Annotated in this window: 14 protein-coding genes; 5 read left to right on the forward strand and 9 right to left on the reverse strand. The window is 49.5% G+C overall.

Annotation, left to right across the window (positions count from 1 at the left end):
- Nucleotides 1–343 precede the first annotated feature (343 nt).
- The 3 genes from E3J62_07020 (at nucleotide 344) to E3J62_07030 (ending at nucleotide 2,731) form a co-directional block, all read left to right on the forward strand.
- Entirely contained in the window at nucleotides 344–1,531 is a 1,188-nt protein-coding gene (locus E3J62_07020; GenBank protein ID TET45503.1) for an ImmA/IrrE family metallo-endopeptidase, read from the forward strand.
- A gap of 8 nt (nucleotides 1,532–1,539) precedes the next feature.
- Nucleotides 1,540–2,010: a DUF4411 family protein gene (locus E3J62_07025; GenBank protein TET45504.1), complete on the forward strand. Its 471-nt coding sequence runs from the start codon at nucleotides 1,540–1,542 to the stop codon at nucleotides 2,008–2,010.
- Between the two features lie 130 nt (nucleotides 2,011–2,140).
- Nucleotides 2,141–2,731, forward strand: a complete 591-nt coding sequence (locus tag E3J62_07030) for a hypothetical protein (GenBank protein ID TET45505.1) — start codon at nucleotides 2,141–2,143, stop codon at nucleotides 2,729–2,731.
- Nucleotides 2,732–2,866: 135 nt separating this feature from the next.
- On the opposite strand, the gene E3J62_07035 is transcribed toward E3J62_07030, so the two are convergent.
- The 5 genes from E3J62_07035 to E3J62_07055 all read right to left on the reverse strand — a co-directional run bounded on the left by E3J62_07035 (nucleotide 2,867) and on the right by E3J62_07055 (nucleotide 9,400).
- Nucleotides 2,867–4,657 carry an ATP-dependent endonuclease gene (locus E3J62_07035; GenBank protein ID TET45506.1) on the reverse strand — a complete coding sequence of 597 codons (1,791 nt, stop codon included), beginning with the start codon at nucleotides 4,655–4,657 and terminating at the stop codon, nucleotides 2,867–2,869.
- Nucleotides 4,658–4,775: 118 nt separating this feature from the next.
- The gene (locus tag E3J62_07040) at nucleotides 4,776–5,279 is read right to left on the reverse strand and encodes a hypothetical protein (GenBank protein ID TET45507.1); all 504 of its coding nucleotides are present in this window, start codon (nucleotides 5,277–5,279) and stop codon (nucleotides 4,776–4,778) included.
- Between the two features lie 24 nt (nucleotides 5,280–5,303).
- The gene (locus E3J62_07045; protein ID TET45508.1) at nucleotides 5,304–7,478 is read right to left on the reverse strand and encodes a hypothetical protein; all 2,175 of its coding nucleotides are present in this window, start codon (nucleotides 7,476–7,478) and stop codon (nucleotides 5,304–5,306) included.
- Nucleotides 7,479–7,482: 4 nt separating this feature from the next.
- On the reverse strand, nucleotides 7,483–7,713 hold the full coding sequence (locus tag E3J62_07050) for a hypothetical protein (protein ID TET45509.1): 231 nt from the start codon (nucleotides 7,711–7,713) through the stop codon (nucleotides 7,483–7,485).
- A 199-nt stretch (nucleotides 7,714–7,912) separates the two neighbouring features.
- Nucleotides 7,913–9,400 (reverse strand): T9SS type A sorting domain-containing protein, encoded by a 1,488-nt coding sequence (locus tag E3J62_07055; GenBank protein TET45510.1) that lies wholly within the window; start codon nucleotides 9,398–9,400, stop codon nucleotides 7,913–7,915.
- A 265-nt stretch (nucleotides 9,401–9,665) separates the two neighbouring features.
- Here E3J62_07055 and E3J62_07060 point away from each other — a divergent pair, with 265 nt between their 5' ends.
- Nucleotides 9,666–9,956 carry an ArsR family transcriptional regulator gene (locus tag E3J62_07060; GenBank protein ID TET45511.1) on the forward strand — a complete coding sequence of 97 codons (291 nt, stop codon included), beginning with the start codon at nucleotides 9,666–9,668 and terminating at the stop codon, nucleotides 9,954–9,956.
- A gap of 413 nt (nucleotides 9,957–10,369) precedes the next feature.
- Here the strand turns inward: E3J62_07060 and E3J62_07065 are convergent, their stop codons facing one another.
- The 4 genes from E3J62_07065 to E3J62_07080 form a co-directional block, all read right to left on the reverse strand.
- Nucleotides 10,370–11,275, reverse strand: coding sequence for a hypothetical protein (locus E3J62_07065; GenBank protein ID TET45512.1), 906 nt, complete (start codon nucleotides 11,273–11,275; stop codon nucleotides 10,370–10,372).
- Between the two features lie 70 nt (nucleotides 11,276–11,345).
- Nucleotides 11,346–11,825 (reverse strand): DUF2321 domain-containing protein, encoded by a 480-nt coding sequence (locus E3J62_07070; GenBank protein ID TET45513.1) that lies wholly within the window; start codon nucleotides 11,823–11,825, stop codon nucleotides 11,346–11,348.
- 370 nt (nucleotides 11,826–12,195) lie between these two features.
- Nucleotides 12,196–13,503: a hypothetical protein gene (locus E3J62_07075; GenBank protein ID TET45514.1), complete on the reverse strand. Its 1,308-nt coding sequence runs from the start codon at nucleotides 13,501–13,503 to the stop codon at nucleotides 12,196–12,198.
- Between the two features lie 24 nt (nucleotides 13,504–13,527).
- Entirely contained in the window at nucleotides 13,528–15,216 is a 1,689-nt protein-coding gene (locus tag E3J62_07080; GenBank protein TET45515.1) for a CRTAC1 family protein, read from the reverse strand.
- 344 nt (nucleotides 15,217–15,560) lie between these two features.
- Here E3J62_07080 and E3J62_07085 point away from each other — a divergent pair, with 344 nt between their 5' ends.
- Nucleotides 15,561–15,896 carry a hypothetical protein gene (locus E3J62_07085; protein ID TET45516.1) on the forward strand — a complete coding sequence of 112 codons (336 nt, stop codon included), beginning with the start codon at nucleotides 15,561–15,563 and terminating at the stop codon, nucleotides 15,894–15,896.
- Nucleotides 15,897–15,997: the final 101 nt, after the last annotated feature.

A 15,997-nucleotide genomic window follows, 5' to 3' on the forward strand; every position in this document is an offset into this window, starting at 1 on the left:
GCTCTTGCTCAACCCACGATCGATCATCAATCTCAGATCTACAATCTTCAATGTAGAGGCCTCTCCCCCAGTTTTTTGCCTTTACACCCCCCCACAAAAACTGCTACATTCTTCCTGGGAGACGAGAATTGGCAAAGTCAACTACCATACCAAGTTCGAAAATGTCAGAAAGTCGAAGATCCTTCGAGTATTCGGAGGACACGGTCCCCAATCTTGGTCGACGTGCCAATCGGAAAGATCAGGGAATCCATCGACCTGCCCCGCGAATACCGCAGGGCGCTCATCACCTTTGCGTTAACCGGCACAATTGGTGTGGAGGGCGACACTGGGGGGGAAATTACCGATGCCAAGTAAAGTTAGAGCAATTGTCACGCCCGAGCTGATGGTTTGGGCTAGAGAGAAAAGGGCTAGACTTACCTTGGAGGCTGCCGCCAAAAAGATCGGAAGACCCAAAGAAGAAATAGAGGGCTGGGAGAATGGCACTCTCAAGCCAACCATGCCTCAGGCCAGGAATGCGGAGGAAGCGTACAGAGTCCCTTTGGCCTGTTTTTACATGGAAAAACCTCCCAAGGGTTTCGCAGTCTTACGAGACTTCAGGTTCCTCCCGGATGAGTACAGCCCAGAATACAGTCCTAAGCTTTCTTTGCTTGCAGAGGAAACGCAGGACCGCCAACAGTGGATGCGTGATTATCTGATTATGGAGGGAAGGAAGAGGCTGGATTTTGTCGGCTCTGCCGACGTTACAATGGAGCCACGGGACCTGGCCAAGTCCATACGGAAGACCCTCAAGACAACGCCAGACGATCAGATTTCATGCAGTAGTAGAAGCGATGCACTTAAACTGTGGATGCAGAGCGCTGAGCAAGCAGGTATCTTTGTCTCTCGCGCTCGAGACGTTTCCTGCCTGGAGGCCCGCGGATTCGCGATCTGCGATCCCTACGCTCCTATCATTTTTCTTAATACTAATGATAGCAAGGCTGCGCAGTTCTTTACGCTGGCCCATGAGCTTGTTCACATATGGATCAATCAGACTGGCGTTTCTAACCTTGAAGATATCTACTCCATGCCAGATACTGATGAAGCTCGAATCGAAATATTCTGCAACAAGGTTGCCGCCGAAGCCGTCCTTGACTCCAAGACATTCAACCATCTCTGGGCTGAAAGGTCGAAAAACCGTACGATCAATGAGCAAATTGAGGTAATTTCCGGGGTTTTCAAGGTGAGCGAGGAGGTAGTGGCGCGGCGGCTTCTTGATAAAGATGTAATCTCCCAGCATCGCTATCGTGAGTTGCGTGAATACTATCAAGAACGCTGGAAGGAAATGGAGGAAAAAAAGAAGAAAGGCTTTGCTCCCTATCACCTTAGGATGGTGGTGAAACGGGGCTACACGTTTACACAGTTGGTCCTCGGAGCTTATTACAGGGGATCTGCGGCAGCAACCGAGGCGTCGGCTTTACTGGGAGCTAAGGTCAACCATTTCAATAAAGTGGCGTATTACGCGCATCTTCCGGAACCTCCGAGCCAGAGATAATACATACTATGGAACTGTACTGTCTTGATACGAATGTTCTTATTGAGGGCTGGAATAGGTACTATTCAATAAGGATTGCACCCAATTACTGGACCACGCTTGATAGACTGGCCATGAAAAAGAGAGTGTTCTGCACAATGGAGGTTAAACGGGAGATCAAGAGAAAAGACGATACATTATATGAGTGGGTTAAGAACCGTCCGCACCTCTTCTGGGAAGTAGACCGAGAGGTTCAAAAAAACCTCAGATGCATAATGAAAGAATACCCGGCGATCGTCAGTCAATGCAGGAATCGCAATGCTGCCGATCCTTGGGTAATTGCCCATGCATTGACATTGGGAGCAATAGTTGTTACAAAAGAAGAACCTGCATCAATGAGGATTACGAAGATCAAGATTCCTCACGTTTGCGACAAGCTTGGAGTGCCGTGGATGAATGACTTTCAATTTGTGGAAGAACTAAAGATTCGACTCACCTGATTATATGGTTACGGACACACCTGGGTGCTTGACTTTTGGCACGGTCCTATAGTTGTCGGAACTTGAGTCTGAATGACAACGTAGAAGGAATTGCCTGACGCCGAACTTGTGATAACGAGATGAGAGGATTATGAAATCTGTCGATGAGAAACGCCTATCGCGCAACGAGCGCAAGATCAGCGAGTGGTTAGAACTCTCTTCAGTCTCAGAATTGCCCGAGTTCCCATTCAGTTCTCTTGAAGAAATCAAATGCGCCAAGCAATCAGGGGATATCTCTTTTGCCGCTGTATATAGATGGAACCTCATCGGAGTGCTGGGGACTCGTGCTGACACTATCATCAGTTACCTCGGGAGTTTGGTTCCCCTTCTGATCAGCATTACCTTCATTGTCGTATCCTTCATAGCATCCAATCTCTATTACCTTGTTGGGACCCTTTCCACGGCTTTTGGCTTGGCACTTACAAGCTCATATATAAGAGGATGTGTCTATACGCTATTAGGCCTCTGTTGGATACCTGGTATCTACTTCGCATTCAGGAATCCGGCCTTGAGCTGGGTGATAGGTGGTTTCTATGCAGGATACATCTCCGGAGGTATGATCAGGTGGCGTTTTGGGAGACTGGTTGAAACACGTGCGTTGCAGTCCGAGGTATTCTTCTGCTACCTCTACCTTAACAAGGTTCTGATCATCAAAGACAACAAAACAGGCATGCTCATATAGCAGGTCTTTGGCATGGGGTCAAGAAATAGTCTTCTTGGAGACGGTGTATGACATTTCATTTTCAAAGACGATATTCTCGTCACTTCCCACGAGCGGTTCCATCCCAGGTCCTGAGACTTCTGGAAGAGGCTGTACTTACATAAGTAATCCTAGGCCTTCGGTGAAAATCGTCTTGAGGGTTTCCTCGTGTAAGATTGACTGCTCCCCGCTTCTGACTCTTCTTGCTGCCTCTACATACTTTCCCTTCGAGCTCGCAGACAGCCCGACATAGTCCTCAATCTCGCCGTGGGGGAGCACCCAAATTCTGCTGTTTTTCAGTTCCTTAAGAATGATTTCCCTTTCCTCCTGAAAGTCCTGGTCTATGATTTCTGCGGCCCTACGCTTCTTGCCTCTCTTAATACTCTTTTGCCCAGCATTTGTTTCAACAATTCCTTCCGCGCCCGCTTTTTCCCAGAAGCCCTCAAGAAACTTGGAGTATTCGCCCCCCTTGCACACCACTCCAGCACCACGCCAGAGGAAATCGACATCTGTGACGCAGATCGCCTCTAGTCCAAGGTCCTCTAGCATTCTAGTGCAGTCAAGGGAGACATCCTTGGACTCGCTATCGATTATTGCCAGACCAAGAGAATCAAGGGATTTTTCCGCCCACTTCTCAACGATTGCTTCGTATAAAATCACGTCTGATGGACCTTCTACGACTGCAACCTTGTCGGCAAAGAGGAATTTGGAACTCCTCTGATACTGCAGCAGGTCTCGAACTCTCCTCTCGTTAGTTTTGAATAGGTCTCCACTATGAGCAGTCAGCTTAGTGGTTTTCGCTTTTCCGGTTTTTGCCGAGGACTTCCTTACCAAGATGACATCCGGAAGTGTCTGCCTGCTAACCATACTTGGAGAGTGGGTCGCAAGCGCGACTTGATTTGATTTCGAGATATCCTCCAGTGCATCGCGCATAGTCCCCAATACCGTGGGATGAAGGAATATTTCCGGCTCCTCGATGAGAAGCAAGAATGGTCTCTTGAGTCCACTCTCACTCTTCTGGTCCTCGCGCAGTTGTTCCGCCAGGCTACGCAATAAAGCCACATACAGCGCTCTCTGGACGCCTTCTCCCTTTCCTTCCGTAGGCGTCCAGGTGCCGCCGTCAAAAAGTTCCAGTCGCGAGCTTGCCATCAGTCCAGACACCTCTGGGAAGTCTATCTTAATCCGAACATCTACATCTCCAAATACACGCTGCAGGTTCGCACGGATTCTTCTTTCAATGTCTTTAATGCCCTGAGCTCTCTGATCGACTTGCTTGGTTTTGCCGTTATCTGTAATGATTTCGGCCACATTGAGAAGATGATTTGCCTGCTCATAGGCTTCGGCCAACTCTTTGGATACTTCTTCTTGAACTCTCGCTAGAACCTGTTTTATCAGCTTCCCAAGGGTTGCGGAGGACTTCCCCTGCGCCTCGGCGCTGGGGTCTTGAAAAGCCTCAATGAAGATGACTTGTGGCAGAAGTTGTTTTAGGGCTGCATCTATGCCAGTCTTCAGTCCATAGGCGCCTTCGTTCAAATCGAAAACTTCCAGCTTTCCAGCAGAACCAGTTGGGTCAACTTTCCTACGAACTCTGAGACGCCCGTCTTTGATGTCCGATTCAATCTTTGCCCGGTGGGCCTTGGAACTCAAATCCAGAAAATGATCGACATTCTCTATTTTGGCTTCGAATTCGATGCTAGTATCCGTTGCATAGAAGTCCTCCTGTGAGAAATCCTTGCTTGTACCCTCAAGCAGAAGCCTAAGTGCACACAGAACATTTGATTTCCCGACATTATTCTTGCCTATCAGAACGGAGAACGGCTCGAAGGAAAATTCTTCCTTCTCTATCGACTTGAAGTTTTTTACCGACATCTCGCTTATATACATGACCTTGGTTCCACTATCCTGCATTTCTCCCCCTCTTTCTGACAGGCTTCCCAAGGGTCAGAGGCCGGCTCCCTTCGGTTCGGCGTCAACAAACCAGGATGTCGCTCAGGAGCTTGGCTTCACATTTACCATGCTCGTCGCGCTACCGTGTTAAGTCTTTCTCCTCGCTGAGTTTTTCATACAACACCTTGGTACCAAGGGTTGCCAATTCAAGTCGCTCTTCCAGTACATGCGGAAAGACTTCATTTACTTGGTCTTCCAGGGAACCTATGGAATGCTGCTTGAGAAATGAGATCGGCCATTTCCCCGGACTCAATTCGTCGGCTTTGGCAAGAACCCAGAGGCAGTCCAAATCCGGATAGGACAGAACGGCGATTATCGAACTGTCGAGATACTCCTTGACACCTTCTAGGTCATCATCTTTGATTGCTGCTTCGGCGCTCGATTGAGTCTTAACCTCAATTGCAAGCTTTTCGTCGCCCCCGATAGCAACCATATCAGGTCTGCCAGACAGCTGGAATATCTGAATCTTGAAGCCTAGTCTGAGGAGACAGAAGCCAAGTAGGATTTGACATATCTTTCCGAATTCCTGGGCGCCATGTCTCGCCCACAGCTTTTCCAACTGAGAGTAAACCTTGGTTCTCACTCTTTCACCCTATTGCCTTCTCCCTTACATCTTGACTATGGGGCCCTCCTTGCTCCAGCCTTCATATTTGAGGACGACATATCCGCCTTTGGGGGAAAAAGCAGTCTCGACTTCGTTTCTTAATTCTGAGTCCTGTGTGGAAATTATTACTTGATGTTGGTTGGATACGTCTTCTAACACTTTCACTAGAGATCGCTTATGCTCTGTATCAAGGCTCTGAGAGGGGTCATCCAGTATGATGAAGTTGGTCTTACGGTCCAAGATTGAGGCAAGAGAAAGGAAAACCGAGAGAGCAGCGCAGTTCATCTGACCTGCACTGAACCGTGTACTTATAAGAGTCTGCTTTTTGTCCTTGATATTGAGTGCTCTGATGTTGTAGGTGTTTTTTTGAACTCCGCGAACATTGCGCTGGTCTGCGTCTATTCGTATAGCGCTGTAATAGGGATGATTACAAAGAGTATTGTAGTAGCTGGACATTTTCTTTTTTCCTTTATCAATAAACTCACGAGCAAGATTGGTCTGTGTCGTTGCCAGAGCATCCGAAATCTTTTTCAGGCGCTTGTGGAGCGAAGCTATCTCGGTAATCTGTCCTTTAAGTGTCCTTATCTGGGAGTCTTCCTTGGCGAAGGTTGCCCTAATTTTTTCGTATTCTGAATCCTTTTCAAGCACGCGTAAAATGACTCTGCATTGGTCCACGGATTCTTCAATTCCCTGAAGGGTCTCATTCTTTTTGCTAAGAGTTTTTTCTGCTTTCGTCGCCTTATCCTTCAGCTCAGCTATCTTTCTATGCGCCTCCCCGATGAGACTGGAAGCTTCCTTGGACTTTGATTGGAGGATCTTCGCCAGGGAGTCAATTACCTTGTCTTTTGCCTCTTTGGCCTCCTGGACAACCTCGATTGCCTTAGATATGGTTCTCCTGTGGTCTCGAGATTGCATCAAGTCTTCCCTTATTTTGTTCCGTTCTTTATCGATTTCCGAAAGCCTTCTCTTGAGACCCACGCTGACCTTCTTTTCCAGCCTCGTGCGGACATCGTGGGCGTCTATTCTGCCATCGCAGAGCGGGCAGTTCTTCGGCTTTAGCTTGGAAAGTATCTCTATTCCGTCCGCTACGAGCCTAGAAGTGCTGTCCACGGCTTCTCTCTCACTTCTCAGCTTGTTTTCCTTGTTCTTGAACTTGATCTCACTCTTTTCTATCTCCTCTATTGTACCCCATTTTTTCTCCATTGCCCTGTGTTCGTTTGTAGCCCCCTTCAGTTCGGAAACAGCCGTTTTCAATTGCCCCTCCCCACTTGCCAGTTTCCGTAAGTCTCTTTGGAGTTTGTCGAGCCTTGATGTGGCTGCAATCTGTGTTCTGCACCTGTTGACCGCAGTCTTGACTTTCCTTAGGCCTTTGGAAATATCTTCCTCAGTGGACACCTCCAAGAATGGAGGTTCTTGTATGCCACAGTCTTCAGCTGCACCTAGTGTGTCGCTTTTGATCCCTTTGAACCTTCTGAGACATTCCTCAAGCTTGAAGTCCTTCCTCTTCAAGCCCAGGTCGAATGCTTCCTTCCTCGCTTTTGCTATCTCTATCTCTGCCTGCTGAGTCGCACCCTTTATCCTTTCTTCCAATTTCTCCTTCTCGTCCACAAGGGTGTCGTGTTCGTCTCGGACCTTTGTGATCGGTATTGCTGACATCAACTCTCTCGTCTTCTCGAGTCCAAAAAGTCTATCTAGAGCTGAGTCCCTCTCCTCCGGATTCTCCGTTAGCATCGCTCTCACTGCTTCTTGATGTAGGAACACCGACCGATGGAAATCCTCGAAAGTACCGAATATCGAGTGGATACGATTTGCAGCGTCATCACCCACTAGTTCTTCTTCGGGACTTGTGAAAAGCAAATCAGAGCTTCTTTTCTTAGCGTGTTTCTCCCTGCAAATGGTGTATTCTGCATCGCCGTCTTTCAATTTGAGTGTGACCCTCGCCGTTTGATCTATCTTGTTCGCATTGACGAACTCTGCCTGTGTGCGACTTTCAGAACACTTTATGTGAGCAATGCTCCCAAACAGTGCCCACTCTATTGCACATAGAGTGCTGGATTTGCCTGTTCCTATCGGACCCGTCAGGAGGGCATGCGAACTCGCGAAGTCCATCGTCTGAGGACCATTGAACCCTCTCAGCCCTTCTATGGCAATACTGTCTATTACAAAACCTGTCGGCATCGGTTCACCTCCTGGTTCTGGTTTTTCTCTTCTTGGGCATTGCTTTCTTTGTTTCTCTAATTTGCTTCCTGGCAACGCTCTTGATGTTGTTTGCCATTTTACTAATGCCCTCACGTACTACGTCTGGCCCTCCCACTTCAAACCACTCAGTCATTTTCCCCCAGAGCTCAATTGTTTTCGAGTCAGCACCGGTCTCTTTGAGGTGTTTTGTCACCATGTCCTCTAGTGTCACCATGCTTCTCACCTCCTCGGCACATCAATACCTACCGTGCTTGAACACCTTCATATTGCTTCTCACACTCTCTGCCACAGCACCAGACAGGCACGCGTGGCAGCTGAACCTTGGCTCGGTGTTTAACACTATGACAGTTCTATTCCGGTTTGCGCATTCCACCGTTTGCCCTTCTGTAAAACCCAGCAACGGAAGAGAGCTTCTACCGAGAAAGTACAATTACCTTTTCAGTTTCAACAGAACCCTCAACCGCAACGCGACAGACATATGAGCCTGATGGGAGATTGCCAGCGTTCCAGATCTCGCTGTAAATGCCCGAGGCCATGTGTTCGTCCATGAGGGTAGTCACGAGCCTGCCGGAGACATCGTAGACACTCATATTGACATACGCCGAAGTTGGTAATTGATACTGAATTCTTGCGGTTCCAGAACAAGGGTTGGGATAAATCAGGAGGTGGGGCTTCGCGTCATGGCCTAGTATTGTGGCTTCATTCTCTTCTTCAACCCCCACCCTGCCGAGGGCATCCGTTTTTATGACCAGAAGGTCTTTATCGACTGGGCCGCGCGAGATCAATCCAGTGATGACGTATCCGCCGTCTTCCGTCTGCTGGACCGAGTTACCCCACATACCGTCAAAGACTCTCACCAACTGCGTCTCGCCGTCCGTATCGACTTTCAGAAGGAACACATTCTTGGATGATCCACGGATTCCAGTCGCTACTACGCCTCCATCGTCTGTAACCCATACAGAATATATAGCCCTAAATTCAAGTACACCGTACTCCTTAGACCATATGAATCCACCTAGGGAGTCACGTTTCTCCAGAGTCGCAGTTCCACCCCAAACAATCTCCAGCTCTCCGCCGAGAATATAACTCCCATCTTCAGTCTCTTGGACAGCGTAGCCTGCGTCATATCCGTCAAGACCAATCGTTTCCGTCCAACTGACATTCCCATTTGAATCTGTCTTCACAAGCCACTGATCTAGGTCACCCCAGACACTGTATGACCGCGTCATTCCAAACATGATGTATCCGCCATCCCTTGTTTGCTGTACACACCGTGACTCCTCAAATGCTGTGTCGCCATAGGTTCTTGCCCACATGCTGTCGCCGCCCGCGTCTGTCTTAAGCAACCAGATGTCTGCTTCTCCTGCACCATAGGAATATGTTCTGGATATCGTGATGAATCCACCGTCCGTTGTTTTTTGAATGCAGAATCCTTGTTCCCATGAATCCCCACCATGTTTCTTCTCCCACGTGATTTCGCCCAGTGTATCCGCTTTTATGACCCACAAATCTGCGCTGGTGCCACCGAACGTCTCGTTCATGCCAGCAATGATGTACCCTCCGTCCTCAGTCTGTTCTACCCAGTAACCCCAGTCGCGACCGGAGTCTCCGTAGGTCTGGCTCCACAGTTCGTTGCCGAAAGCGTCTAGCCTCAATAGCCAAACATCTCCTTTATCGTGGGATTCTGTTCTAGCGCTTGTTCCCACGACTATATATCCACCATCTGAAGTCTGTCGCACACAGTAGCCCTCGTCTAGAGAATCGCCTCCGAAGGTCCTTATCCAGGAAATGGCTGAGTCGCCTCGTTCAGCAGTGCAAAAGACAGCAATCAGTGCCGCCGCCAAGGCGTAGACAATTAGCCCCCTCATTCCGTCCTCCAGTTTTTGTTTTTGTGGGCGCATGGGCGCCCTCCAATTTCTTTGCCAAAACTCAACTGAGTGTAGCAGGAAACACCCGATACGTCAAGAGGCTGTCCACAACTACATCACCACATCCCCACCATTCCCCAACCCCCCTACCTTCTTACATGCGCATGTTCACATTTGCGCAATTGCGCAAATGCGAGAATCCGCGACCGGAGATTCTGGTACTTGACTGAAGCCCCTCCGTCTGCTACGCTAGTGTCGCAGTGGCCTCTCTCATTCCCGCCGATTCAAAGAGGTCTCAATGGAAGATCTAAGAAGGGCTTTCAATGCCCTCGGAAATAGAAGGCGTCTCAAGATTCTCGTGTCACTTCTGGAATCAGGTGGGGCCACAGTCGGCGAGATCGCCCAAAGACACAGGATCCATATTACCAGCCCCTCCAGGCACCTGACGAAGCTTGAGTCCGCCGGCCTCCTAAGAACCCGGCAGCGCGCACAGTACGTCTACTATTCACCTGACACGTCCAGCAAGTCATCTACGATCCGAACCATCCTCGACCTGATCCGAAACTCACCCAAGCGCCGTATCAAATAATGTGCTTACTTGCGCATTTGCGCAAATGCGCGAATGTGCAAAAAGAATTCCGGCAGGGTCAAGGGATGGAGGGGACACACCTCGGTGCTTGACATTTTGACCCGACTACGTCTCCCTTGACTCCGTCGGGCTTCGCATTTTTCTTGTGGTTTGCGTGCATGGGCGCCCTCCAGTTTCTTTGCCAAAGCTTGCCTGAGTGTAGCAGACAACCCCTCGCCCGTCAACCCCCACGGTTGAAGGATATGAAAAGAACGAAAACCTTGGACTGCCCCACACTTTCAGCCGAACACGTTGATATGTTGACACCCTTCGGCTTTGCTCAGGATCCCAACTATTTAAGTGCCCATATTTCGGTTAATTGTGCACATGTCGATGACTTCAGAATGCATCTAGTGTGATACCTCAACAGCCCACTATCCTCCGTTGGTGGTATCGAGAAGCCACTGCTTCAATTCGTCATAGCCCCAAACATGTCTTTGTTTCCATCCGAAAGGAACCAACAACCGCATCATGTCGCGCTGCCTTAAATCGGATGAAACAAAGGCATCGCCGGCAGCTAGATAAACAGCCTGTGCTGTATCGATACCTCCAGGGGTTCGTCTCTTGCTGAAATGGTGACTCCTCACGGACCGCACATAGAAACCGTAAGTCATCCCGACCCAAAAGAAACGCCAAGTCTCCAGCTGTTCCATAGCCTCGTAGGTTGATGCTCTTGTCACCGACTCTACGGCCTGATTGATGACCGTTCCACAGGTGAATTCGGCGACAAAGTCCCTGCGACTGCACAAATATCGGACTAGTTTTGCAAATCCACTTGTGATTACATCCCGGTCTGCTTTAGAGAGTCCGGCTATGAACTGTTGGACATGGGGCCGGCCCTGTTCATGGATATCGTCATACCATTTTTGATGTTGTTTCCTCCACCCGTCAACTGTTGAATAGAAACTCTCTGCGGCTTGGTCGGGATGGTAAAGAGCGTGTGACACCGCACCCCATTCAGGTCCGATAGTCGGATCTACATCTCTAGACCCACCTTGGAGAGCAACCAGGGACCTGTCCAGGATCTCTTTCGGCATAGCAAGCAGCTTATAGCCGGAGAGAAGCTTTCTGGCAAGGTTGATGAGCCCGGTCCTTCTCTCTCTGCAGGGAGTGGACGCCAGCTCAAGAAACGTATATAGACTCAGGCGAACATGTGACTCGCCGACGAGCCTTATAGTTAGCGCACCACACTGCGGATCATCGTACAACGAGTTTATTGTTGAAGTATCAAAGTATAGCGCGGATACTACAAATGATTCGGACTCTTGACGCTCTACCAAAGTTAGGTCCACCTAGTTGAACTTCATAGAGATGAGAATGACCTCGCCCGTTCTGACGTCTGCCGACTCCCTACTGAGGCCATAAGACTTTCTTTGCTGTATCGCTTGCAACATCGACCAGAATCTCCTTGAAAGCCTCCGCAACGGGTTTACCTGCTTTGCTCACTATCTTCTTGAATCGTGTGACTGCCACCGTGGTCGACGGACTGTCCTTCACTATCTCATCTATGCTTTTTGTCAGCTTTTCCTTCTCTTCATCAGAGATCCCATCTAGCTCTCCGGCAAGCTGGTGGGCAGCCTCGATACGCGCCTGAGTCCAGGGATATGGTTTCCCGCAATATATGCAGAAGGCAGGAGCCCTTCTTGTAGTAGTATAAGATGTGATCAGTCCACCGCGTATCTCACCTCCGCATAACGGACATGTTGTAATCGCAGCAGCTCCACACTTGTCGCAGAAGTCCTTGCTGCGCTCCGGCGAGGTCTTGGTAAACCCATTGACGACATGACCATTCTCACAGATCTGAGCCACGTCAAATTGAAACTTCTGCATCATGCCTCCTCATACTTGGGGACGGTGCTTGACCCCCTCCTTCGCTCTTACGAGCTTCGAATACTCCCCTCGATACACTCGGGATTTCACGAAGGATTTTCAGCATTCTGACATTCTTGTTGTGCTTTGGGTGCATGGGCGCCCTCCAATTTCTTTGCCAAAACTGTCCTGAGTGTAGCAGACAAGGCTTCTGAGGTCAAGGAAGTCAACAAAAATGACATCTAATCTGTGCCAATTCTTGACCAAGAGCGGGCAGAGCTGGCATAATCATGGCGGTACAGAACAAAGCTGAAACCCCAGTGCGGCTCTTTGTTGGAAAGTCGTCCACCGTCCACAAGGTTCTTGGTATTCACCTCCGTTAATAGAAAATTCACTCCCTTGCGTAACACACCAAGCGGTCCTCGAACTTAAAGGCTATCTGGCCAGCACTTGGGGAGATCGCACAAAGCGCCGGGAGGGGAGTTATCCCGAAACCTGCACCTTCGAATGTTTTGCTCCAAACCAGGTCACCTGCAAGCACGCCAAAAACTGAAACCCGGGCATGTTGGTGGCTGTGGCGCACTGTCATGTGAGTTTCAACTACAAGCCAGGATCCATCGTCTGACATCAGGATTTTCGCAGGTCGATATTCGAATTTTCTGCGAAAGATACTCCTGCCGCTTGCCGTCTCGTATACCTTTACGTTCCGCTCTACCGCGTTGGAAAGAGCAACAAAACGAGCGTTTTTTGAGAAACTCGACCGATGAAACAGCATCGGTTCGCTCAATCGGATTTCCTTGCCGCCCACGTCAAACAAAGAGGCAGATACACCTTCTATCGGCCCCCTAGGTGCCCTCATTCTTCTACCTGAGGCAACAAGGTATTCTCCTTTGGACGAGATATCTATGCTTACGCCAATTTGCGCGCCCGTCGGCTCCTGCTTCCACAATTCACGGCCGGACCTGTCATAGAGGGCAACCCACAGAATTCGATCGACAGCGTCGCCCGAGGATTGTCCTTCTCCCATAGGTTCGCCGAACATCGCCGCAAAATACTCACCGTCGTCGCTAAACCGCCCTGCAGGTTGCAAGGGTGCGTAAGCGATATCTCTTTGATTCTCGCCACGAAGGAAGCGAATGCCGCCAAATCGAGAGCGCATAAAGGCAATTGAGCCATCTCGGTCAGAGACTTGAAAATTGGGTGACTCATCATAGGCCAGAATGGGTTTGACGGTTCGCCAGACTTCTTCGCCCCGATCATTAAAGATCCTAAGCTCCCGCTCAACAATTTCATGGTTCTGTGTTTGAGTTAGTACGCGAAACACAGCCACGTACTTTCCGGATCTTGATAGGAATACTTGTGCGTCTATGCGAATCCTCTCAACGACTGGGGCTCCGGGCTCGTTCGCCTCGACCATATCTCGTGTATATAACAAATCTAGCGAGTTAATAACACTACCCAGACTACTCAAAAACAGAAGCTTATCCTCTAGCACGACAATCCTTGGGTAGATGTTTCCGCCTTGGGAGCCGAAAATGGCACTTTTAATCTCGTTCTCATATTGTTTTTCCCAAAGCACTTGATATGTTACGGCGCGTTTAGCTTGAGAGAGGGCCGTGCCCGGAGCAATTAGTGCTAGAGTGCCTATCAAGCAGAAGTAAGCCGTAAATTGACACAGGCTTTTTCTTCGATCTGCCATTTCTAGCCTTTCCTTTTTCAAATGTTATCGGATTAGCTCCAGGCGCCTTCTCTCCTGAAGCTCCCCAATTCTTAAAACACAGAAATAGACACCACTCGGTAATTTGTTGCCAGCTCGATCTGTTCCATCCCAATGAGTTTCATAGACTCCAACTTGACACTTGGACCTCAGCAAGTTTGCGACATGCCGACCGGTTATGCTGTATACGTCCAATGACATTGATCCGACGGCCGTAGATGGGCATCTCTTGATTTCACAGGGAATTATCGTTACTGAGCGAAACGGATTGGGTTGATTCTGCTTGAGCCTTAACACCAGACGCGCACTCTCATGTCCCTCCATGCTCTCATCTATCCCAGTCACAGCACAATCTTCCCTCACATTGAGAACAGCTGGAGGTATCACATCCTCTACCAGACATACTCCCCCACTCACTGGCCAGGTTACCTCGACATCAAAAGTATCCCCGGCGGGGACCCCGAACTCCGCCTCCAATGAGTTCATCGAGCAATAGCCACTCCCTGCACTGACTTCTCTGAAACCTCTGAGGTTGGTTGTCCCTGCATCGTATATCTTAACCTTTGCTCCTATGCCATCTTTGTTGCTGTACCCGGGTGGACCCAGGCCTTCAAGTCTAACCTTTATGTAGTCCCCATCATCCTCATCGTTTCGGCAGAGCTTGTTCTGTCCTCTGTTGGCGACCGCCAGGTCCAGATCGCCGTCGTTATCATAGTCTCCCCAGGCAAGAGCATAAGTCTCGGCATCACCGCCAACGGGAATAACTCCTGGGGGAATGAAGTCTGTTCCATGATTTACGTATATCTTGTTTCCACTGGTTAGGCTTGAGACCGCAAGATCCAAATCGCCATCGTTATCGTAGTCTCCCCAGGCGAGATCAAAACCCACCCCTGTTCCAAAGCGCAAGAGTTCAGTGAAAATGTCCCCGCCCACATTCCGGTACAACCTGTTCTGTTCGCCATAATTGATGACCGCAAGATCCAGATCACCGTCGTTATCATAATCGCCCCACGCAAGACCTCTGGAGTTTCCCGAACCAAATCTGTCGAGCTCAATGAAGTTTCCTGAGCCGTCGTTCTTGAACAACTTGCTTGGTTGTGAGTTACCGTTCGCCACTGCCAGGTCCAGGTCACCGTCGTCATCGTAGTCTGCCCAAGCAACACTGTAGGTTCCCCAACCCGAAAAATTGCTTAATTCTGCGAAAGTCCCGTCTCCAAGATTCTCGACCAGTATGTTCGGACCACCGTTTCCAAGGGCAAGGTCCAGGTCCCCGTCATTGTCATAGTCGCCCCAGGCCAAGGAGAGTGTCCGGAAGGCTTCTCCAAAAGTGTCGACTTCGGCAAAAATGTCGCCCCCATCGTTCCTAAAGAGTATGGTGCGCCTTTCATTCTGTGATGCTGCCACATCCAGATCACCATCATTGTCAAAATCTCCCCAGGCTAGCCCCCCGAACCCTTTCCCAGCAGCATTCAATCCAAGGAAGACTTCCGCTCCATCGTTTCTGTAGAGTCTGTTCTGTTCATTCAAATTGGAAATCGCCAGATCCAAGTCGCCGTCGGCATCATAGTCCCCCCACGCCGCGCCGGAACTGACGCCGGACCCAAATTGATCGAATCCAGTGAAGCCTGCAAAGGAAGGGGTTACTAACCCTAGAAGAACTGCGACTATTGTAGAATTGACTCGCCCGTGTATCACTTCAACCCTCAGCTTCTGGAGGGATTTGGGGATGGTGCCCCTTTACAACTTAGAACACAGATCTCAGAACGCAGAACTTTAAGCGATGCCACCATCACTTCCAAGATCAAACCCTGGAGGCGGTGTTTGACATTTTTCTTTTGCTCTGGGCGCATGGGCGCCCTCCAATTTCTTTGCCAAAACTCAACTGAGTGTAGCAGGAAACACCCGATACGTCAAGGGGCTGTCCACATGTAGTTTTGCATTTGAAATGACCTAGTTTTTTGACATTTGAACTGTCCGCTTCATGTAAGCTACCTTCGACGAGGTTTGTCCAGCAAGACTTTGTCAGAGAGAACTTCGGCGTGGAGTCCATCGACGAACTGAATCGGAGGTTCGTTCGCTGGCAAAGGTGGTTTAACTACCAGTTCCATTCTAATGTCCCGGGAATGGCTCAGCGGACCCCTGGCGAAGCTTACCATCCCTTCAGGAGAAGAAGAAGCCCAAGAGAGCTGAGAACGATGCTCGTGATCGAGGACAGAAGAAAGGTGATGCGAGATTCGAGAATCTCTCTTTACGAGCATCGCTATCGAGTACCGCCTGGGTATATCGGCTGTCGTATATGGGTGAAAATCATCGGAGACAAAATCATCTTCGAGGCAATGAACAGGGTCATCTGGAAACAGAGGCTGAGGCTCTGATCCCGCCCCTCCAAAGGATGAAGTTGGGACAATTCAAACGCAAGAAAACCGGACAAATCAAATGCAAAGTTACATCCACAAGTACATCACCAAATCCCCAC

The sequence above is a fragment of the candidate division TA06 bacterium genome, from assembly GCA_004376575.1.
Taxonomy (GTDB): domain Bacteria; phylum Hydrothermota; class DG-26; order E44-bin18; family E44-bin18; genus E44-bin18.